Annotated in this window: 19 protein-coding genes; 16 read left to right on the top strand and 3 right to left on the bottom strand. The window is 61.4% G+C overall.

The window, feature by feature from the left end; all coding sequences use genetic code 11:
• Nucleotides 1-382 precede the first annotated feature (382 nt).
• The 13 genes from AB4Z43_RS26695 to AB4Z43_RS26635 all read left to right on the top strand — a co-directional run bounded on the left by AB4Z43_RS26695 (nt 383) and on the right by AB4Z43_RS26635 (nt 14340).
• The gene (locus AB4Z43_RS26695; protein WP_441939614.1) at nt 383-1768 is read left to right on the top strand and encodes a CpaF family protein; all 1386 of its coding nucleotides are present in this window, start codon (nt 383-385) and stop codon (nt 1766-1768) included.
• Nucleotides 1768-2739, top strand: coding sequence for a type II secretion system F family protein (locus tag AB4Z43_RS26690; RefSeq protein ID WP_441939612.1), 972 nt, complete (start codon nt 1768-1770; stop codon nt 2737-2739). Before AB4Z43_RS26695 ends, AB4Z43_RS26690 begins: the two co-directional genes overlap by 1 nt.
• A gap of 82 nt (nt 2740-2821) precedes the next feature.
• Nucleotides 2822-3700, top strand: a complete 879-nt coding sequence (locus tag AB4Z43_RS26685) for a type II secretion system F family protein (protein ID WP_441939670.1) — start codon at nt 2822-2824, stop codon at nt 3698-3700.
• Nucleotides 3701-3753: 53 nt separating this feature from the next.
• The gene (locus tag AB4Z43_RS26680; RefSeq protein ID WP_441939610.1) at nt 3754-4311 is read left to right on the top strand and encodes a tetratricopeptide repeat protein; all 558 of its coding nucleotides are present in this window, start codon (nt 3754-3756) and stop codon (nt 4309-4311) included.
• Nucleotides 4312-4320: 9 nt separating this feature from the next.
• Nucleotides 4321-4845 (top strand): prepilin peptidase, encoded by a 525-nt coding sequence (locus AB4Z43_RS26675; RefSeq protein WP_441939609.1) that lies wholly within the window; start codon nt 4321-4323, stop codon nt 4843-4845.
• A 90-nt stretch (nt 4846-4935) separates the two neighbouring features.
• Complete coding sequence (locus tag AB4Z43_RS26670) at nt 4936-5733, top strand: sterol desaturase family protein (protein WP_441939607.1); 798 nt, start codon at nt 4936-4938, stop codon at nt 5731-5733.
• Nucleotides 5705-6424, top strand: coding sequence for a methyltransferase family protein (locus AB4Z43_RS26665; protein WP_441939605.1), 720 nt, complete (start codon nt 5705-5707; stop codon nt 6422-6424). The genes AB4Z43_RS26670 and AB4Z43_RS26665 overlap by 29 nt, the downstream gene beginning before the upstream one ends.
• Before the next feature lie 159 nt (nt 6425-6583).
• Entirely contained in the window at nt 6584-7549 is a 966-nt protein-coding gene (locus AB4Z43_RS26660) for a phosphatase PAP2 family protein (RefSeq protein ID WP_441939603.1), read from the top strand.
• Nucleotides 7550-7917: 368 nt separating this feature from the next.
• Nucleotides 7918-8331 carry a methyltransferase family protein gene (locus AB4Z43_RS26655; RefSeq protein WP_441939601.1) on the top strand — a complete coding sequence of 138 codons (414 nt, stop codon included), beginning with the start codon at nt 7918-7920 and terminating at the stop codon, nt 8329-8331.
• A 91-nt stretch (nt 8332-8422) separates the two neighbouring features.
• Nucleotides 8423-9565, top strand: a complete 1143-nt coding sequence (locus tag AB4Z43_RS26650) for a hypothetical protein (RefSeq protein WP_441939599.1) — start codon at nt 8423-8425, stop codon at nt 9563-9565.
• A 212-nt stretch (nt 9566-9777) separates the two neighbouring features.
• Nucleotides 9778-11400, top strand: a complete 1623-nt coding sequence (locus tag AB4Z43_RS26645) for a DUF882 domain-containing protein (RefSeq protein ID WP_441939597.1) — start codon at nt 9778-9780, stop codon at nt 11398-11400.
• A 142-nt stretch (nt 11401-11542) separates the two neighbouring features.
• A complete protein-coding gene (locus AB4Z43_RS26640; protein ID WP_441939595.1) occupies nt 11543-12937 on the top strand; it encodes a multicopper oxidase family protein in 1395 nt (464 codons plus the stop codon).
• Between the two features lie 86 nt (nt 12938-13023).
• Entirely contained in the window at nt 13024-14340 is a 1317-nt protein-coding gene (locus AB4Z43_RS26635) for an NAD(P)H-dependent oxidoreductase (protein ID WP_441939593.1), read from the top strand.
• 3 nt (nt 14341-14343) lie between these two features.
• Here AB4Z43_RS26635 and proC read toward each other — a convergent pair whose 3' ends face one another.
• From proC to AB4Z43_RS26620, 3 genes are read right to left on the bottom strand one after another with little or no spacing between them, the layout of a single operon-like run.
• Nucleotides 14344-15159 (bottom strand): pyrroline-5-carboxylate reductase, encoded by an 816-nt coding sequence (proC, locus tag AB4Z43_RS26630; RefSeq protein ID WP_010914096.1) that lies wholly within the window; start codon nt 15157-15159, stop codon nt 14344-14346.
• A gap of 60 nt (nt 15160-15219) precedes the next feature.
• Nucleotides 15220-16545 (bottom strand): O-antigen ligase family protein, encoded by a 1326-nt coding sequence (locus AB4Z43_RS26625; protein WP_441939591.1) that lies wholly within the window; start codon nt 16543-16545, stop codon nt 15220-15222.
• A complete protein-coding gene (locus AB4Z43_RS26620) occupies nt 16514-17512 on the bottom strand; it encodes a glycosyltransferase family 2 protein (protein WP_441939590.1) in 999 nt (332 codons plus the stop codon). The genes AB4Z43_RS26625 and AB4Z43_RS26620 overlap by 32 nt, the downstream gene beginning before the upstream one ends.
• 171 nt (nt 17513-17683) lie before the next feature.
• Between AB4Z43_RS26620 and AB4Z43_RS26615 the strand changes: the two genes are divergently transcribed.
• Genes AB4Z43_RS26615 through AB4Z43_RS26605 form a run of 3 tightly spaced genes read left to right on the top strand, consistent with a single transcriptional unit; the run spans nt 17684 to nt 20567 of the window.
• A complete protein-coding gene (locus tag AB4Z43_RS26615) occupies nt 17684-18856 on the top strand; it encodes a glycosyltransferase family 4 protein (protein WP_441939589.1) in 1173 nt (390 codons plus the stop codon).
• Nucleotides 18853-19647 carry a WecB/TagA/CpsF family glycosyltransferase gene (locus tag AB4Z43_RS26610; protein ID WP_441939587.1) on the top strand — a complete coding sequence of 265 codons (795 nt, stop codon included), beginning with the start codon at nt 18853-18855 and terminating at the stop codon, nt 19645-19647. Before AB4Z43_RS26615 ends, AB4Z43_RS26610 begins: the two co-directional genes overlap by 4 nt.
• Nucleotides 19644-20567, top strand: coding sequence for a DUF6492 family protein (locus AB4Z43_RS26605; RefSeq protein WP_441939585.1), 924 nt, complete (start codon nt 19644-19646; stop codon nt 20565-20567). The genes AB4Z43_RS26610 and AB4Z43_RS26605 overlap by 4 nt, the downstream gene beginning before the upstream one ends.
• The last annotated feature ends 4 nt before the right edge of the window (nt 20568-20571 follow it).

Here is a 20571-nt window from a genome sequence, read left to right as displayed (position 1 = left end):
TAAGCGCGGCCTTAAATTTCAGCAAGAGCTTGATTCGTTTAATTTTTCAAGCGTCCTTAACCATTCGTTCACAATTGTGCCTTCTCGCTAATTAAGGGATCGCTACTTTATCTATATGGCATATTCCTTTATATCTAAGGGGTTATAGCCTATTATGGAGCGGACGCCGATGTTGGAGCACGCAAGGGGCGTGGGCGCTCCAAAGCCTAGTGCGCCAATCATGTTTGACGGTGCGGAAGGCCGGAAACAAAAACGATATTTTCTGGCGCCGCTTGTTAACTATGTTGAAAGTATTGGCCGCATGTGAGGCGCCTCGGCGCTTGTGCGTCGCTTGGTTAACGTTTAGTTTCCGCTAATATGCGCTGGAGGGGTATAAGGGATTATGCTGGGGCGGTTCATAAAGGGTGGCGAGGCGCGGATCGAGCCAAAGCAGGAGTCGATAGCGGTCCTCCAAGTTGCGGGCGGCGCCCCGCTCGTTGCCGATCTCGAACCGCATGGCGACGAGTTTCTGGCGCTGAAAGTCGATCTGCATCGACATCTCATTGACCGGTTCAATCTCGCGTCGCTCGAAACTGCGTCGAAGGATGAGATCCTGAACGAAATCCGTCCCATCGTCCGCGAATTCGTGCGCGGTCGCAACCTTCCGCTGAACGCACGCGAACTCGACCAGCTGACCAGTGACACCGCCGACGAAATGCTGGGTTTGGGGCCGATCGAGCCGTTGCTCAAGGACGATTCTATTGCCGACATTCTGATCAACACCCACAAGCGTGTCTTCATCGAGCGATATGGCGTGATCGAGGAAACCGCGATTCGCTTCCGCGACGAGGCCCATCTCCTGCGCGTCATCAACAAGATCGTCTCGGCTATCGGCCGACGCGTCGATGAATCGGCGCCGATGGTCGATGCCCGGCTGGCAGACGGCTCACGCGTTAACATCGCGGTGCGGCCGATCTCAGTGGACGGCCCGCTGGTCTCCATCCGTAAATTTTCCAAGAACCCTTATTCTCTCGAACGTCTGATGGCGTTCAACTCGATCCGACAGCCGATGGTCGATCTGCTGCGCATCGCGGTACAGTCGCGCAAGTCGATCCTGGTTTCCGGCGGCACCGGCAGCGGCAAGACGACCTTGCTCAACGCGTTGTCGAGCTACATCCCGGCCAGGGAACGTCTGATCACTATCGAGGATGCGGCCGAATTGCAGTTGCAGCAGCCGCATGTCGGCCGGCTGGAGACGCGTCCGCCCAATGTCGAGGGCAAGGGCGAGGTGCGCCAACGCGAATTGCTCAAGAATGCGCTGCGCATGCGGCCGGACCGCATCATTGTCGGCGAGGTTCGCGGCGAGGAGGCTTTCGACATGCTGCAGGCGATGAACACCGGCCATGAAGGCTCGATGACCACCATCCACGCCAACACGCCGCGCGATGCGATCTCGCGGCTGGAGCAGATGGTCGGCATGGCCGGCATGCCGATGACCAACGATTCCATTCGCGCGCAAATCGCATCGGCCATCGACATCATCGTACAGACACAACGGCTCTCGGATGGCGGCAGGCGCGTCACTTCCATATCGGAACTGACCGGCATGGAAGGCAACGTTGTCCAGCTGCAGGAAATCTATCACTTCGTTCGCCGCGATGTCCGCGCCGATGGAGCGATTGTCGGTGAATTTCGCGCCACCGGTGTACGGCCGCGTTTTGCCACTGAAGCCGCGGCGATGGGGTACCATTTCGCAAAAGATGCGTTCAATCCGCAGGTCCCACTCTGATGCCCACCGGTCAGACCCTCCTCTACTTCATCTATGTGCTGGCGGCCGCATCCGTTATTCTCGCCGCGGAGTCCTTCTATCTGTCCTTTGCGGGGCGGCGGGCGCGTGCAGGCGCAATCAATCGGCGTCTGGAGCGACTGGGAGAGGAATCGCCGGCGGAACAGAGTTTGCAAGGACTGTTGCAGGAACGCGGCCTGACCGCATCGGGCGACTACCTTTTCGGCGCGGTTGCGCTGAATCGGCTTTACACGCAATCAGGCATCACTGGTAATCCGCTCGCATTTGCGTCGATGTTCCTGCTCGCTGGCTTGGTGTTGGCATTGTTGCTGTTATTGCTTATGGGCTTCTCAGTTGTGGTCGTGACCATAGCTTTCCTATTTATCGGGTTCGCCTTGCCACTTCTCGTTCTGCGACGTGCCCGGAATAAGCGAATCCAGAAATTCGCGTCCCAGCTTCCGGACGCGCTCGATATGATTGTTCGGTCGCTGCGTGCCGGCCATCCAACCACCGTGGCCATTGCTCTGGTTGCGCGCGAGATGCCCGACCCGCTCGGGACCGAATTCGGCATCGTGTCAGACGAAATAACCTTCGGCCTGAGCTTAGAGCAAGCGGTGCGAAAGCTTTCGGAAAGGGTCGGCTTCGAGGGGCTTCACCTTCTGTCGGTGGCTCTCTCAATCCAGGCAAAAACCGGTGGTAACCTGACGGAAATCTTGTCGAATCTCGCCTCCGTGTTGCGCGGGCGGCGGACGCTCCGGATGAAGATAAAGGCCCTTTCCGCCGAGGGACGCATGTCTGCTTGGATCATTTCCTTGTTTCCGGTTCTGATGCTCGGCATCCTCGCGGGTCTCGCCCCGAGCTATTACGGAGATGTATGGGGAAGCCCACTGATTTTTCCGGTGTTTCTGATCTTCGGTCTCTGGGCGCTGCTGGGGGACTTTATCATGTACCGGATGGTCAATTTCGATTTCTGAGGGAGCGGACTTGCTGACCAATATTGGAAACTCGGCCCTTCTGCTCTCGCTTGCGGTCTTTCTGGCAGCGGCTGCACTTTTCATGGTGGCCGCGTTGGTTTTGATGCCGGCTCTCCAAACCAGAAGAATGGTTGCGCAAAGCCTTTTATCCGAGGGTATCAGCAATCGGCGATCGCTCGGCGCGCGGCAGGAACTGACTAAGATTTCAGCGCAGCGGCCTGTCGATGCCTATTTTCGCGCCGTGGAGAAGGAACGCGGCGAGCCAAACGCGCTTGAAGCCAAGTTGTTCCGGGCCGGATTCTATCAATCTAGCGCCCCGATGATTTACACATTTTCTCGCCTTGCCGCCGTGTGTGTCGGATTCTTGGTGACGTACGCGCTTCTTTCTCGCGTATTGCCTCATCAATTGCCAGGCGTCATGGCCTTTGCCGGTTCGGCGCTATTAGGTCTTGGCTGCATCGTCATTCCTAGCATCGCGCTCGACCGATTCGAGAATGGACAAAAGCAGATTTATCGTCGCGCCTTTCCGGACTTCATGGATATGATGATCACCTGCGCCGACGCCGGCATGAGCTTGGAGGCGGCGGTTGAGCGCGTCGGCGCTGAACTGGCCGGCACCCATAAATGGCTCGGTATCCAGCTTTCGATCATGAATCTGCAGCTGCGAGCCGGCAAACCGCTGCGTGAAGCGCTGCGTGAGCTTGCCGACCGCATCGGCCTCGAGGAGGCCCGGGCCTTGGCGGTTTTGTTTCGGCAATCAGAAGAACTAGGGACCAGCCTGACGGAAGCCCTGCGTGTTTATAGTGACGAGATGCGCACGCAACGGATCCTCCGTGCTGAGGAGCGCGCCAACGCTTTGCCGGTCAAGATGATGATTCCATTGGGCCTATGCATCTTCCCTGTCGTGATGATGGTGATCATGTTACCGGTGGTCATCCGCATGAAAGGCATTTTCTTCTAATTGCGCATATGCTTTGGTTCTAAAACGGAGTCGGGGGACTCTTGGGAGACAAAATGACAAGGCCAATGCGCCTCGCAGTCGTAGCCGCAGCCAGTCTGTTGATGGCGCTCGCCGGTTGCCAAACGAATGGTGCGGACACCAGCGATGGTGTCGTGCGCACCAATGAGCCGTCGAAAGGCGACGTGACGGCCTTTGGCGATGCCTTCGACGGACTGAAGACAGTCAGCAACGTCGAATATTATGCTTCGGACCAGGCTGTCGCCGAAGCCACGAACCAGTTTCGCGCCGAAAATTATGGCAATGCTGGTGCCTTGTTCTTCAAGGCGACGCAACTGGCCCCGAATGATGGCGGCGCCTGGATGGGGTTGGCCGCTTCGTGCGATCGCATCCACCGCTTCGACCTTGCCGACCGGGCCTATAGCAAGGCCTTCAAGCTGGTTGGCGCTTCAGCCGAATACTACAACAATGTCGGTTATTCCTACCTGCTGCGCGGCAAGCTGCAGGACGCACGCACTAGTTTCCTCAAGGCCTATGAACTGGCACCCAAGGATCCGACCGTGGCCAACAATCTGAAGCTCCTGGCCTCCAGCGTGCAGAATATCGAGCGTTAGAGCGCCTACATGTTGCTTGCCGCGTCGCTGCTGCTGAAGGCGATCGCCATCCCGCTGCTGGCGAGGATCGCCTGGCTCGACTTCACCACGCAGAAAATATCTAACCGCGACGTGCTGTTGCTTTTGTGCCTCGGGCTTGGATCGCTGCAGCTTGTATCAGTTCAGACCGAATCGTGGTGGGACATGGGCCTGAGCGCGATAGCCGGCCTAGTGCTGTTTCTCGCGCTATTCCCGTTCTGGGCCTTGCGCAGGGTCGGGGCCGGCGATGTCAAGCTGATGGCGGTCACGCCGCTCCTGATCGGCGGCACCGATCTCGTTGCGTTTTCCCTGCTGCTGCTGGTTTTCGCCCTCGCCACGGCGTTGATCGTGAAAAACCCGTTCATGTTGCCCCAAAGCGCCTTCCGCCTTTACGTTCAGCATCTTGATCGTAAGGGCGTTGTGCCGTTTGGCGTGCCGATCTCGCTCGCGTCGATCTGCATGATCGCCTTGCAGGTCGGATACGGCTTTATGGTCCCCGGCTCTCTATCGATGTGATAACCGCGCCGGTATTAACCTTTCGGAAACCATTAGCTTGCTCTAAAGTCGGCGAAATGATTGGATTGTACGTTCTTGGCGGGGCGTCGTATGATTTATTTCAATCTTAAAGCGCTTTTGATCGCGGTTCTGATCTTCGTTCCGTTAGAGTATCTGTTCGCCCTCAGGCCAGGCCAAAAGATATTGCGGAAGGCGTCCTTCAACGATTTGCTTTATGCGTTGTTCAACAGCATTCCGGCAACGATCGGATTGGCCGCGATTCTTACTTTGGTGATGAGCGCCGTCGGAAATCTTGTGCCGCTATTTGTAGGGAACGCCGTATCATCACAGCCGATTTGGCTCCAGGTGGCAGAGATCATCGTCATCGCGGACATTGGCTTTTACGCGGCACACCGGACCTTTCATGCCGTCCCGTTTTTGTGGCGCTTTCATGCGATCCATCACAGCATTGAAGAACTTGACTGGCTGGCGGCGCACCGGAACCATCCGGTTGACTTGGCTCTGTCGAAGGCCGCGTCACTCGTGCCTGTATATTTGTTGGGTTTCAGTAGCCCGGCAATCGCCTTGTTCGTGTTGATTTTTCACGCTCACGGTCTGTTGTTGCATGCCAACATTAAGCTGAACATCGGTCCACTTCGGTGGTTGATCGCGTCACCCCAGTTTCATCACTGGCACCATGCTCAGGAACGCGCTGCATACGACAAGAACTTCGCGGGTCAGCTTTCATTTATCGACGTGCTATTTGGAACGATGTACCTACCTGGCAATACAGTGCCGGAGCGCTACGGCGTCGACGACCCCGTCCCACCGACTTACGTCGAACAACTCGCCTACCCACTAATCCCGAAGGGAAAAGCCAGTGAAACCACCGTCACAAGAGATGCGTGATTTCATCGGGCGCGCAACGATGATACTCTACTTCACGATCTGCGCGACCTTGAAGGCCGGAACTCTGGTCAGAGCTCTTCGCTACGCAGAATGGACAATTCCGCGGATTATAGACGGCATTGCAGACGTTGCCGCTCTTGGTTTCCTCGTGCTTATTGTTGCGACGACAGTGACGCGTCTGCCGCCGCTGAAAACGGCGCGGGGAATTGAACCCCGGGTTTCTGCATTGATCGGGTGCTTTGCCACTGTAACTCTGATTGCTGTCCCTCGCCTACAGACGCCTCCACAGCTTCAGGTCGTTGCGGACCTCGTTACCATCGCGGGTTTTGCACTTTGCATCTGGTGCCTGTGGTGGCTCGGCAGATCGTTTAGCATCACTGCGCAGGCCAGACGGCTCGTTACGGCGGGCCCCTACCAGATTGTGCGGCACCCGCTCTATGCCTGCGAAGCAATCGTACTGCTCGGCGTTATCCTGCGTAATCCAACATGGATGACGATCGCGATCGGCGCGACCGCTCTCGCGTTCCAATATCGACGGCTGGTCAACGAGGAGAAGGTCTTGCGAGCGGCGTTCTCCGAATACGATGCGTACAGTCGAAGGACCCCCATGCTAATTCCATTCTTGTCGTTATCTTGGAGGTGGCGAAATGCGCCCCCGTCTCCAAAAACGATGCAGGCACCACCCCGCTGAGGCGATTGGCGCCCGCCATTGATGTTGCAGCGTTCTCCCGGCACCTAGCGAGGGCGTAATGGTGCAAATTAACCGTCCGAAACCCGTCTTCTTGCCGGAGCGCCGACGACATGGTTTATTATTGAAATGGGGGAAGTTCGGCGGTTAGTTTTTTTATCATTGGGTTTGACAGCACTTGTTGCAGCAGCCGTATGCGTTTGGCTGCCTTATTCGAGCGTCTATCTTGATCCTTCAAACAGCTGGATCGTCGCGAAGGTAACGGGTCTTGTCGTTGTTTTATATGGAATTGTCGCCCTAGTCGCCCACCGCATCCGGGGCGACGAGTCTCGTCCTGCTCAATTGATCCGAACTTTGGTCGGAACAGGACAGACATTGCTGCATTTGTGTGCTCTTGCGATACCGTTCGGGCTTGCTGTCGGGGTCTTCATTTGCCTCGCTTCAGCCAACAACAGGCCATTGCTTGATGGAAACCTGGCGGCTCTTGACAGAACGCTCGGTTTCGACTGGCTTGCCTTCTTGGAATTGACCAATCGCAGCCCGACTGCCAGTGCTGTACTTGTCGCGGCGTATCATTCGATCGGTTTGCAGATGATCATTGTCGCGGTGGTTCACGCGTCCATGCATCGGCTGGATCGACTGCTTGAATACTACGTCGTCAGCGCGGTCTGTTTGACGATCGTTGGCGTCGTTGTGGCGATGGTCCCGGCTGCTGGCGCCTATGCATTCTTCAAGCCATCGGCCGCCACGTTCAGCAATTTCACCGCTCATGCCGGGATGTGGCATCACGAGACTTTGCTGAAGTTGCGATCCGGCGAACCGTTCGCACTGCTTTTGAGTGAGGCCCAACCGCTCGTCACATTCCCGTCTTTCCACACGAGCCTTGGCGTTCTGATCGCGTATTCGATGCGATACTTCCGGGTTGTCTTTTGGCCGGTGGTGCTCTTGGAAATCACCATGATCGTCAGCACGATGCCGGAAGGTGGACATCACATGGTCGACCTGATTGCTGGGGCAGCCGTCGCGGGAGTTTCCATCTTTGTTGTGAGATCGGTCGCGTATCGTACCGGCTCGGCCATTCAGGGTACCAACTTACCGCAACGCCCAATTTCTATGGGCCGAAGCTGATCGCCCCCCGGAGGCGTAAACGCCGAGATCGGCCAGGATGATGATCTCTATGACCTGGAGCCATGTCGCCTGACCGCTCACTGTCATCGTTACCTTCTCAGGTACCAAAGACGCCGAGACACCCATTGCCGCTGCCGCCATCAGGATAATGCAGATCTTGAGGAACGCACCATTGACGACCACCTAGATCACATCGGTGCCGATGCCCTTGCGGAATATCTTTTGTTGTGTCTGCAGGGCGAGCATGTGCTCAGGTCTTGGCGACCGTGTTATCCGCCCTGCAGGTTTTCCTGACGGTCGGCCGCCTCCCGCCAAAAGGAACCGCGCAGGGAATCGAACCAAGGGTCACCTCGGTGGCCGGAACGTTCATGATCGTCGTCGCAATGTATCTGACCCCGGCATTGGAAAACGCGACCGTGCAAATGGTGGCGCTCGGCTTGATTTTCATCGGTATGGTCAGTTCTGTTTCTTGCCTCTACTGGCTCGACCGCTCTTTCTCCATTATGGCTACAGCCCGGCAACTGGTTGCCTCTGGTCCATATTCCATTGTTCGCCATTCGCTTTACATCTGCGAGGCGACATTCATTCTCGGAATGATCCTTTCGAATTGTTCAGTGCTGATGGTGGCGTTAGGCGCGGTGCAATTTCTTCTGGAGTATCGCCGTGCCAGGAACGAGGAATGCATTCTTCGACAGACATTCCCCGAATATGATGAATATGCCCGGCGTGTCCCAATGCTTCTGCCGCGTTTCCGTCGTGCGGAAGTGCCTCCACCCGGCTAGTGATAGACCGCTCCAGATGATAGCTGCGCCGACACCTTGCCGAGCAAGCACGTCGACGGCTAGATAAACGACCACAGGGGGAGAAGGCACCATGGCACTTCACCTTTCGGCAGATACCCCGGCCTCAGTCGCGGCCGCTCCGCAAAAATATCTCTTTGGCCCGTTCATCGACTTCTTCATGCTTGGCGGAAGCGCGCTTGTCATCCTGCCGGTCCTGTATTTCCTGCCGCTGCGGTACGAAGCCACCGTGACGCTGACGATGTTCTTGCTCTCGCACCTCATAAACCAGCCGCATTTCGGTCATTCGTACCAGATCTTCTACCGCAATTTCGCGCGCAAGATGCGTGGCGACGGCTACAGCCGGAGCCTTCAGATCCGCTATATTCTGGCCGGCATTGTCGTCCCGCTGGCCATGTTTGCCTTCTTTGCCTATGGCTCGCTGACGAGCAACGCCCGGTTGCTCGGCAATGCGACCAACGCCATGGGCTTTTTCGTCGGCTGGCACTATGTCAAGCAGGGCTACGGCATGCTGATGGTGGATGCCGTGCTGAAGCGCAAATTCTTCAGCGATCAGGACAAGAAGGTGTTGCTGTTCAACGGCTACGCCGTCTGGCTGTTCGCCTGGCTTCAGACGAATGTGGTGATCACCCAAAGGCAGTTCTGGGGCCTGGACTATTACACCTTCGCGGTGCCGCCATGGCTCATCACCGTCGCCATGGCGATCGCTGCCGCTTCGTCGGCGGCGACCACCGTGATGTTCATCAACCGCTGGCGCAAACATGGTGGCGCGCTGCCCTATAACGGCGTCGTCGCCTATGTCGTGTCCCTCTATGCCTGGATCCTGTTCGTGACGCTGAACCCGCTCTGGTTGCTCGTGGTGCCGGCGATGCATTCGTTGCAGTACCTGGCCGTGGTCTGGCGCTACCAGACCAATGTCGAGCGCGACCGCGCGGATGCCGGCGAGAAGCCGCAGTTGAAGGTCTTCTCCATTCTCGGACCGCAGTACAGGCTGCGGGTGCTTGCCTTCATCATGGCCGGCGCGGTTCTTGGAGCGCTCGGTTTCTGGCTGGTGCCGATGGCGTTGACCGACCTGGTTCCCTACGACAAGGCGGTGTTCGGCTCGTCGCTCTTCCTCTTCATCGCCTGGATATTCATCAACGTGCACCACTACTTCCTGGACAATGTGATGTGGCGGCGCGGCAATCCGGAAGTCTCGAAATATCTGTTCCGCTGAAGCGATCGGCTGAATTCACTCCAGGCAGCGCGCCGCTGTCGGGAACGCCCATTCCGCGCGAACACGATTCGTTAACCAAGATGCTGTTCATCGACCGGACGCAGGACGGATGCCCGCCTGCCTGGTGAAACCTGCGTGTCCAGGGTTCGAAAAGAAGGCTCCGGCTCCGGCGACGACGTCAAATCGCCCGAAACAAGAACAATGTGCAAGGCATGCCTGTGATTGAAAGCGAACAGAACGCGCCCGGCGCCTCCCATCGTTGGACATGGTTGCCGGCCATTGTCGTCGCGTTCCTTTGCCTGTGCGTCACCAGTGCGTTCGCTGGGACGCGTGCCTTGAAGATCCAGCATCTCCATACGGGCGAGAAGGCGGAGGTCGTCTTCAAGCGCAACGGACGCTATGATCAGGCAGGTTTGAAGAAGATCAATTTCATGCTGCGCGACTGGCGCCGCAACGAGCCGACCAGGATGGATCCGCGCCTGCTCGACCTCGTCTGGCAGGCTTATCGCGCCAGCGGCTCGAGCGCCTATATCCATGTCGTCAGCGCCTATCGCTCGCCGGCGACCAACGCCATGCTGCGCAGCCGCTCGAAGGGCGTGGCGCGGGAAAGCCAGCACATGGTCGGCCGGGCCATGGACTTCTTCCTGCCAGACGTGCCGCTGAAGAAGCTGCGCGACATCGGCCTCAAGATGCAGGGCGGTGGTGTTGGTTATTATCCGACCTCCGGCTCGCCTTTCATTCACATGGACGTCGGCAATGTGCGGCATTGGCCGGGCATCAGCCGCCAGGAACTCGCCAGGGTCTTCCCGAACGGCAACACGCTGCATGTGCCGAGCGACGGCAAGCCGCTGCCGGGCTATGACCAGGCGCTTGCCGCCTACAAATCGCGCAAGGCCGCCGGCACGCCCAACATCGAGCTGGCAAGCGCCGACGGCGGCCAGCGCAAGTCGCGTGGTCTGCTGGCGACGCTTCTGGGCGGGCGCGGCGCCGACGAGTCCGAGGACGTCGCGGAAGCAGCGCCCTCGCCACGCAAACCGGCCAAGTCCGTTGAACCCAAGAACGCCGGGCAGGGCATCGCCATCGTGCCGCCGGAGGCAGCCCAACGGGCGAAGATGGCTTCCGCCGCCGAAGAACCGTTCGCTGAGCAAAACAGCAAGACACCCGAAGCGATCGTCATGGCGATGGCGCCCAGTGCGGTGCCGTTGCCCGCCTTCGCTCCGCGCGCCGCCGCAACGGCGAGCATTCCAACCCCGCAAACCGCGCCGGTCGCGATGGCCAGCGCGTCCACGTCGCAGGCCGAACTCTCCGCGGCCAAGCCGGTTGTGGCCAATGCCGAAAGGCCCTTGGGCAAGACGGATGCCGCTGGCGCCAGCGTCGCGCCGGATGTGGTGGCGCTCAACATCCCGTTGCCGATATGGCGGCCGCAAAGCCAGACGAGCCCGGCGCATCCGTCGAAAGCAGCCAAATCCGCCGATGCTGTCGCTGCCTTGCTGGCCATGCATCACCGCGATACCGTCCTTGATGGATCGACCGCTCAGCAGCTTGCCGTGCCGGCACCAAAACCCGAGGATCGCGTCAGGACCAGCCCCAAGGCCGATCGTGTCCAGCCACGTCTCGATCCCGAAGCCACCGCCGTAATTGTGCCCGTGGGGACAGGTCGCGGCATTGTTGGCGGAGCCGGCACGGCAGCGGCGCCCGTCATTGCGGCCAATTTCATCCGCACGGCGCCGGAGCAGGTCTATCTCGACGGATTCGAGCCACGAGGACAGACGTCCGATCACCGCCGCTTCACCGGCTCCGCGGTGAAATTCCTGCCCATCGCCAGCTTCAAATAAGGGGGCGAGCACTCCCGAGCGAATGCCATCCCGTCGCCATGGCATTGGCGGGACGCGGTGTGCCAATATCGGCATTTGCACTGGCGGCTCGCCTGTGATCCAAGGCGACGACAAATCCCAGGCTTTGCAGTTGGAGCGCTGAATGACCGGATGGACACGCCGTGGGCTCTTGAAAACGGCCGCCGTCGCGGGCGCAACCGGAGTGGGGCTTTCGTCTATCGGCAGGCTTGGCAGCCTGGCCGTGGCCAGCCCGGAGCCGGTGGTGCTGCAGACGGCCAAAATCCAGGCCAGGCTGATGGATATCGGTCCGACCAACAATGTGCTGACCTATGGCAATGCCGGAATGCCGCCGGTGCTGAGGATGAAGAAGGGCGAACCCTTCGCGGCGCGCCTGGTCAACGCCATCGATGATCCCACGACCATCCATTGGCACGGCATTCGCCTGCCCAACAAGATGGATGGCGTGCCCTTCCTGGTGCAGCCCTATGTCTACACCGGCGACCATTTCGACTACGCCTTCACGCCGCCCGACGCCGGCACCTTCTGGTATCACCCGCATTGCAACACGCTGGAGCAGATGGGCCACGGCCTGACCGGCGTGATCGTTGTCGAAAACCCGAATGATCCGAAATTCGAAGCCGAATTCGTCCTCAATCTGCGCGACTGGCGTCTTGGCGACGACGGCCAGTTCATCGACCAGTTCCGGCCGCGCGATGCCGCGAAAACCGGCACTTACGGCACGGTGCGCACCGCCAACTGGCTCGACCAGCCGCAATACGACGCGCCGGCCGGAGGTCTGGTGCGGCTGCGCGTCGCCATCACCGATGTCACCCGCATCTATGCCTTTCGCGTCGACGGTGCCGAGGCGATCGTGATGGCGCTTGACGGCAATCCGGTGCCTGAGCGCTTTTCACCCGATGCCTTGCTGCTTGGGCCGGGGCAGCGCATGGAACTTGCCATCCGCATGCCAGACCAGGAAGGCGCGGTGGTGAGCCTGCGGGATGTCAGGGGCACCAAGCCCAAGATCCTGGCGACCGTGCGGGCGACGGGCAGCTCGCTCAAACGGGATGTTCGCGATGTTGCGCCGCTGGAGGTCAATCCGGTGGCGGAAGTGGACCTCAGCGCCGCCCAGCACATTTCGCTGGCTCTCAGCGCTACGGCGGAAAACGTCCCGAGCGATGGCATCTGCGGTTCGCTAGGCTACAGTTTCTGGGCCATCAACAAGGTGCCGTGGCCAGGCGATACATCCGATCCGACCGCGCCACTGGCCGAATTGAAGCTCGGCAAGAGCTATGTCATCGACATGGAGAACCTGACGCCGCAATCGCATCCGATGCATCTGCACGGTATGGGCTTCAAGGTGCTGTCGTCCTCGACACGTCCGGTGCAGCCGCTGATTTCCGACACCTATCTTATCCAGCCCAACGAAAAGGTTCAGCTCGGCTTCGTCGCCGACAATCCCGGTGACTGGCTGCTGCATTGCCACATCATCGAGCACCAGAAATCGGGCATGACGAGCTACGTCCGGGTGGTTTGAGCCAGGTTTGAACGGTTTCGTTGGCAAAAGCGGGTGGTTCCCTGCTATTGCCGCATCCAAAACCAAGAACCATGGATATCTCACGCATGACCAATGTCGCCTTGACCGGGCTTGCCCGCGATCTCGCCAGCCGAGCCGCTGAGGGTCGTCCGGTGCGCATCGGTGTTATCGGTTCGGGCGAGATGGGCACTGACCTCGTCACGCAAGGCATGCTGATGCCGGGCATTTCCGTCTGCGCGGTCTCTACCCGACGCCCGCACACCGCGCGTGACGCCATCCGCATCGCCTATGGCGACGAGGCGATGGCGGTCGAGGCGGACGCGGCATCGAAAGTCACCGCGGCCATCGAGGCGGGAAAGATCGCCGTCACTTCGAATGAGATGCTGGTCACCAATCCGCTGATCGACGTCGTCATCGACGCCACGGGAAAACCGGGCGTCGCCGCCGACTTCGACCTGATGGCGATGGAGCATGGCAAGCATCTGGTGATGATGAATGTCGAGGCCGACGTCACCATCGGCTGCTATCTCAAGCAGCAGGCCGACCGGCTTGGCGTCGTCTATTCGGTCGGCGCCGGCGACGAGCCGTCGAGTTGCATGGAACTGATCGAATTCGCGTCCGCGCTCGGCCTGACCATCGTCTCGGCCGGCAAGGGCAAGAACAACCCGCTCAACCACGACGCCATGCCCGACGACTATCGCGAGGAGGCGATCCGCCGCAACATGAACCCGCGCATGCTGGTCGAGTTCGTCGACGGTTCGAAAACCATGGTCGAGATGTGCGCCATCGCCAACGCCACCGGGCTGGTGCCCGATGTGCCCGGCATGCATGGCCCGAAGGCCCACCGCGACGATCTCGTCAAGGTGCTGATCCCACGCGAGGATGGCGGGCTGTTGTTGAAAAAAGGCGTCGTCGACTATACCACCGGCAAGGGTGTGGCGCCCGGTGTCTTCGTCATCGTCGAGGCCACGCATCCGCGCATCATCGAGCGCATGGACGATCTGCATATCGGCCACGGTCCCTATTACAGCCTGTTCCGGCCCTATCATCTGACCTCGCTGGAAGTGCCGCTCACCGCTGCCCGCATCGTGCTTTTCGGCAAGCCCGACATGGTGCCGCTGCCAAGGCCCGTCGCCGAGGTCTGCGCGGTCGCCAAGCGGGACCTGGCTGCCGGCGAGACCTTCGATGCGATCGGTGAGACCTGCTATCGCTCCTGGACGATGACCGTCGGCGAAGCCCGCGCCCAGCACGCCGTGCCGGTCGGCCTGCTCGAGGGCGGCAAGGTGCTGAAACCGGTCCGGAAGGGCGAATTGCTCACCGCCGACAATGCCGCGCCCGACCAGACGACGAGACTGTTCGCCTTGCGCCGGCTGCAGGACGAGATGCTGTACGGGGCGAACTGAGTTTTACTTTCCCAACTCGATCGACCGCAGCCGAGCCGCCTCGACTGCCTGCGTCAGCAAATTGGTCAACCGGTCTTCGCCCATCAGCACGGCAAGCGCCGCAGCCGTCGTGCCGTTGGGGCTGGTCACCTGCTGGCGCAGCACGCCGGGTTCCTCCTGGCTTTCGGCGGCAAGCGAAGCAGCGCCATAGACGGTCTGCATCGCGAGCAGCCTGGCGGTTGCGCTAGGCAGCCCCGCCTTCTCGGCGGCCACGGTCAGCGCTTCGATGAAGTGGAAGATATAGGCCGGCCCGGATCCCGACACGGCGGTCACCGCATCCATCAGGCCTTCGTCGTCGATGGTGGCCACTTCGCCGCTGGCCGACAGCAGGTCGGCGACAAAGCGCTTGGTATCATCCGAGACCAGCGGGTTGGAAAACACCACCATCATGCCTTTGCCGATGGAGGCGGGCGTGTTGGGCATGCAGCGCACAACAGGCGCGCGGTTGCCGAGGATGTCTTCGAAGGTGGCGACCGGCGTGCCGGCGGCGATGCTGACAAAGGTGGTGCGGCCATCGCCGAAACGCTTGTAGGCGGCGGTCACGTCGCGGATCACCTGGGGTTTTACCGCGATGACGACGAGATCGGGCACCGCATCGGCTGGAATCTCACCGGCGTCCGCTGATGTGGCGCAGCCAAGCGTTGCAGCGCGCTGGCGCAGCTCCGCATTGGGCTCGATAACGAAAACCGCCGAGGGCGCGAGCTTGCCGGATTTCAGCCAGCCCGAAAGCATGGCGTAGCCCATATTGCCGCAGCCGGCGAGAACAAGCCTGTTCGTCATCGAAAGCCCTCCGAAGGAAGGCTTTGACATAGACGCTCACGCTTCAGGGGGGAAGCCCCGTCAGGCGGGACGCGAGCCACGCACCGCGAACGGCCGCAGCGACACTTGCCTCAGGCCAAGCACGCCGAGCACGAAGAACAGCCAGACCGGGTCGCCGCGATGGAAGAAGAAGCTTTCTAGGAAAGCGTTGAGCGCGGTGAACAGCACCACCATCATGAAGAAGTCGCCGAGATAGATGTTTTCCCTGCGCAGCGGAATGCGCATGTAGTCGCGCAGCGGCGCGATCAGGAAAGTGTAGACCGCCACGCAAAGGGCGGGGATGCCCATCAGCACGGCGATGTCGAGATAGCCGTCATGGCCATGCACGATGGTCCGGATGTCCCACGGCCTATCGAAAGGCTGGTCCTGGTTGAGCAGCAGCGGCGTGCCCCAGAAGCTTTCATAGCCGTAGCCGGTCCATGGCTTCTTCGCCAGCATCGAGCCGGCGAACTCCCACAACGTGGTGCGGCCGGTATAGGTCATGTCGGGAAAATAGATCGCCGCCAGATGTTTCACCGGCGGCAGGAAGACGATGCCCAGCGTGCCGACCGCCGTGGCGATGATCGCCAGCGCGAACAGGATCGGCGTGCCGAGCCGCATGCCCATCAGGCTCGGCAGCACGACAATCAGGATCGAGAACGGTACCAGGCCGGCGGTGGTCTTGGAGCCGGTGTGCAGCATGAAGATCATCGCCGCGCAGAATATGCCTGCGCCCCACCAGCGTTGGCCGCGCCGGTAGAGGTAAAGGCCGGCAAAACTGAAGCAGGCCATGATCGGACCGGCGATGTTCTTGTGGGTGAACACGCCGCGCCATAGGCCGGCGTGTTCGGGCTCCTGGGAGTCGGCTGTGTGCAGCGCCTCATGCGGAAAGACGATCAGGCCGACATAGGAAAGGCCCATCACCACCACGGCGGTGAAGATGATGATTTTCGAGAAGGATTCGGCATCGCGCGGCAGCGCCAGGATCGTTGCCATGGTCAGGATGCCGATCATGGTGAAGGAGGCGGCGCGCATCGCCGCGGGCGGGTCGGTCGCCAGCACCACCGACAGGAAGAAGAAGCCCAGCATCAGCCCCCAGGACGGGCTGAACAGCGAGCGCACGATGCGCGGATCGGCAAAGGCCATCAACGAGAAGATCGAAACGGCGCCGAGCGAGCCGAAGCCGAGCTGGTTGACGATGTCGCCGCCGTCGCCGGTCAGCTCGGCGCCGGCCGGCTGGAACGGGCGGAAGGACACCATGATGACGGTGAACAGCAGTGCGGCGACGGCCGTCGCCACGCCGTCGCGCGTGAACGCGTCGCTGAGCGGGGCGCGCTCAGTTTTTCTCGGGCTGGCGATACTGCTCATTGGCATATCCGAATTCGGCCAGCACGCGGCCGAGCGCCACATGGACGGGGTAGATGGCGATCGCCGGCGATCCTGTGCGCGCCAGCCGGACCAGGCCACGAAACGGCGCGGCGGCCAGCAGCGCCAGGCTTTTCGCCAGCACCCTGGCGCCGGCCAGCGGCGTGCCGGCGCGCTTCTTCTTCTCGACCAGCGTCGAGATCACGCCGTTGCGCAGGCTGCGGGCCCGGATCCAGTCGGGCTCGACGCGCCGCGCCGGGACGGTCTCGCGAACCTTGGCCTCGGTACACCAGCCGAGCACAAAGCCCTTCTGCGCCGCACGGCTGAGAAAGTCGGAATCGCCGCCGCCCATGAAGTTGAATCTGAGATCGAGGAAGGGCGGCCCCATGGCGATCAGCACGTTGCGCCCGACCAGAAGATTGCCGGACGAATAGAGCGCCGGCACGCGCCCGGTTTCCCGGTAGGGCGGCGCGAACACCGGATGCTCCGCCCATCTCGCATGGACAGCGTCTGCGAAGACAGGCACTTGCGGGCCGCCGACAATATCGGCGCCGAGCGTCTCGGCAGCCGTGCACATGCGTTCCAGCCAGTGCGGATCGGCGATCTCGTCATCGTCGATGACCAGCAGATGCCTGAAGTTCGGAAAGTGCAGCATCGCCGTCTGCCAGCCGGCATTGTAGGCGCTGCAATTGCCGCGCTCATGCGCGATGATGACCATGCCCGGCATCCCGCCACGCTCGAACAGCGGCAGCACCGCCTTGGCGCCTTCCCGCGCCTCGGCTTCGTTCTCCATGACGATGACGGCAAAGCGCCTGCCGGTCCGCTGCGCGCGCAGCGAAACCAGCGTTTCCAGCACCTGTTCGGGCCGCTTGAAGGTAGGCAAGGTGACGACCGCTTCGACAGCCTCGACGTTAAGCCGGGGAGACCGTCCAGCGATCGATACCGAACCATCCGATGGCAAAGGGATCATCCGTGTCCAGCCACATGGTGAGTCGCGTTCTGGTAGCACCACGGTGATAAGGTTTCGTTAATCACCTTGCACGGAGAGGCCCGTCGGGCAGGGGCTTTCGGCCGTTGATTGTGCTCGCTTAATCAAGGGTTCACCGCGCTTTGCTACCGGCTACACCACAGGATAGGTGAGATGCATCTGCTGTTCGCCACATCGATCGTGCCCGACGGCGCTCTCGCCTCGGGCTACGAGATCGCCAATGCTGCGATCATCGCTGCGTTGCGGCGGGCCGGCGCGCGCGTCACGGTCATCGGTTTCACCTGGCCCGGGAAGGCCGCGGCCGACCCGGAAAACACCGTTGTGCTGGGTGCGATCGACGTGCGCACGGAAAGCGCCTCGGCGCCGCAAAAGCTCGCTTGGGTCGGCAAGGCGATGCTGTCGGGCCTTACCTTCGCCTCGGTCAAGCTGCGTGCGGTATCCGAGCACGAAGTGCAGGCCGCTCTCGAACAGGCCGGGCCGTTCGATGGCTATGTGCTGAATTCCGTCCAGTTCGCCGGCGCCTTCGAAAAGCTCTTCGAAGACAAGCCTTCGATCTTCGTCGCCCACAATGTCGAGCATCTCTCGGCGCGGGAGAACGCGGCTGCTGCCGCCGGCCCCTTCCAGCGCCTGCTGTTCCGCCGCGAGGCAAGGCTGCTCAAGGTCGTGGAAGAGCGTCTCTGCCGCCGCGCACGCTATGTCTTCACGCTGGCCGAGGAAGACCGGGCGGCACTCGGTGTCGCCGCCGCCGACCGATCGGCGGTGCTGCCGCTGGTGACCGGCGCCGAGGCGCCAACCCGGAACGGCCCGCGCCGGATTGAATGCGACGCTGCCCTCATAGGCACCTGGACCTGGCAGCCGAACCGCATTGGCCTTGACTGGTTCCTGGGCAAGGTGGTGCCGCAACTGCGGCCCGATTTCCGCATCCGCATCGCCGGCCACGTGCCTTCGGGCGTCACCTCGGCGCATCCGGGCGTCGAGTTTGTCGGCCGTGTCCCGGATGCCAGGGCGTTCGTGTGCGGCGCGGCCGTCGTCCCGCTGATCAGCACCGCCGGCAGCGGCGTGCAGCTGAAGACCATCGAGACCTTCGAACTCGGCCTGCCTTCGGTCGCCACCAGCCGCTCATTGCGCGGCATCGACTATCGCCCCGACAATTGCGTCGTCACCGACGATCCGGCCGGCTTCGCCAGGGCCCTGGAGGCCGCGGCCGCCGATATCAGGGACGTCGATGGCGGCGCGTTCCGTCATCGGCAGGTCAAGGCGCTGGATGTCGCCATCCGGCATGGCTTGGAAAAACTCGGGGCCGTCAGGCAGGAGGTGTTTGCATGAATATGCACACCGCCCGCGCGGCCTTCGGGCTCGACAGCTTGAAGAGGATCCTCGGCATCTCCGTGCTCGCCATCCGCTGGGACGATGCCATCGCCCTGCTTGCCCGCCTGATTGCCGAGCGGCGCTTCACCAAGGTCAGTTTCCTCAACGCCCACAATGCCAACATCGCCTATTCAGACCCGGTCTTCGCCGAGGCGCTCGACGATTTCCTCATCCTGCCGGACGGCATCGGCGTCGATCTCGCCGCGCAGCTTCTCTATGGCGCGCCCTTTCCGGACAATCTTAACGGCACCGATTTCGTGCCGGCCTTCCTGCAGGCCTCGACGCGGCCGATGACCGTCGGCCTGCTTGGCGCGACGCGTGTCAACGCCGAGGCGGCGTCGGTCAAGCTCGCGGCCCTTGCCGTGCAGCACAATTTCGTGGTCATTCATGACGGCTATTTCTCCGCCGCGCAGGAGCCGGAGATCATTGGCCGGATCGCGGCGCTGCGGCCCGATATGCTGCTGGTCGCCATGGGCGTGCCCCGCCAGGAACTGTGGATCGCCCGCCACATCGACGAACGCCACTGCACGATGCCGGTCGCGGTCGGCGCACTGCTCGATTTCCTGAGTGGCTCGGTGCCCCGCGCGCCGCTGTGGATGCGCCGCATGCGCCTGGAATGGCTGTTCCGGCTGGCGGTCGAGCCGGGCCGGCTCTGGCGCCGCTACGTCGTCGGCAATCCGGTGTTCCTGTGGCGGGTCGTCAAGCAGAGATGGTCGCGCGGCGCCGAAACGGCCGGAGAGCTCCGTTGAACAAAAGGTTCGTTCCAGACGCTCTCGTCGGCCCGGGCCTGTTGCCGGAGACGCCGACGGCGGCGGTGGTGACGGCGAGCTACGCGCCGGATTTCGAGCGCTGCCGCCTGTTGTGCGAAACGCTTGACCGGCATGTTTCCGGCGCCGCGCACCACTACATCCTGGTCGAACACCGCGACGTCGCGCTTTTCCGGCAGCTGGAGACCAACCGGCGCACAGTTGTCGACGAGCGTGACCTGCTGCCGCGCTGGCTGCGCGCTTTCGACGATCCGCTTAGCCTGTTCCGCCGGCGTGTCTGGTTCAGCCTGAAGACGCAGCCGCTGCGTGGCTGGCACGTGCAGCAGCTGCGCCGCATTGCCATCGCGGCGCATGCCCGGGAAGACGTTCTGGTCTTCTGCGATTCCGACGTCGCTTTCCTGAAGGCCTTCGACTGCGGCGCCTTCTGGCGCGACGGCAAGGCGCGGCTGTTCCGCCGCGACGGCGTGCTTGCCGATGACGGTCACGACGAGCATCGCATCTGGTCGCGCAATGCGGGTTCCGCGCTCGGCATCGACCCGTCGCGCGCGTCGGCCCACGACTATATCTCGACGCTGATCGCCTGGCGCCGCGACACCGTGCTTGCCATGTGCGGCCAGATCGAGAAGGCCCATGGCCGCGCCTGGGTCGAGGTGGTCGGCTCGGCGCGCAGATTCTCCGAATGCATGATCTATGGTCGCTATGTCGACGATCTGCAGGACGGTGCCGGCCACTTCCACGGTTCTGAGGAATTCTGCCGCGTCCACTGGACGGGAGAGGCCTTATCGGACGACGAGTTTCGCCGCTTCGTTGCCGGCATGGCGCCGCAGCAGGTGGCGATCGGCATGCAATCCTTCATCGGCACCGATATCGGCCGCATCCGTCGTCTGATCGGGCTGGGTTAGCCTG

Origin of the sequence: Mesorhizobium sp. 2RAF45, from assembly GCF_052115225.1 — a bacterium.
Lineage (GTDB): Bacteria > Pseudomonadota > Alphaproteobacteria > Rhizobiales > Rhizobiaceae > Mesorhizobium > Mesorhizobium jarvisii.
This window is presented reverse-complemented; position numbering and strand designations above follow the sequence as displayed.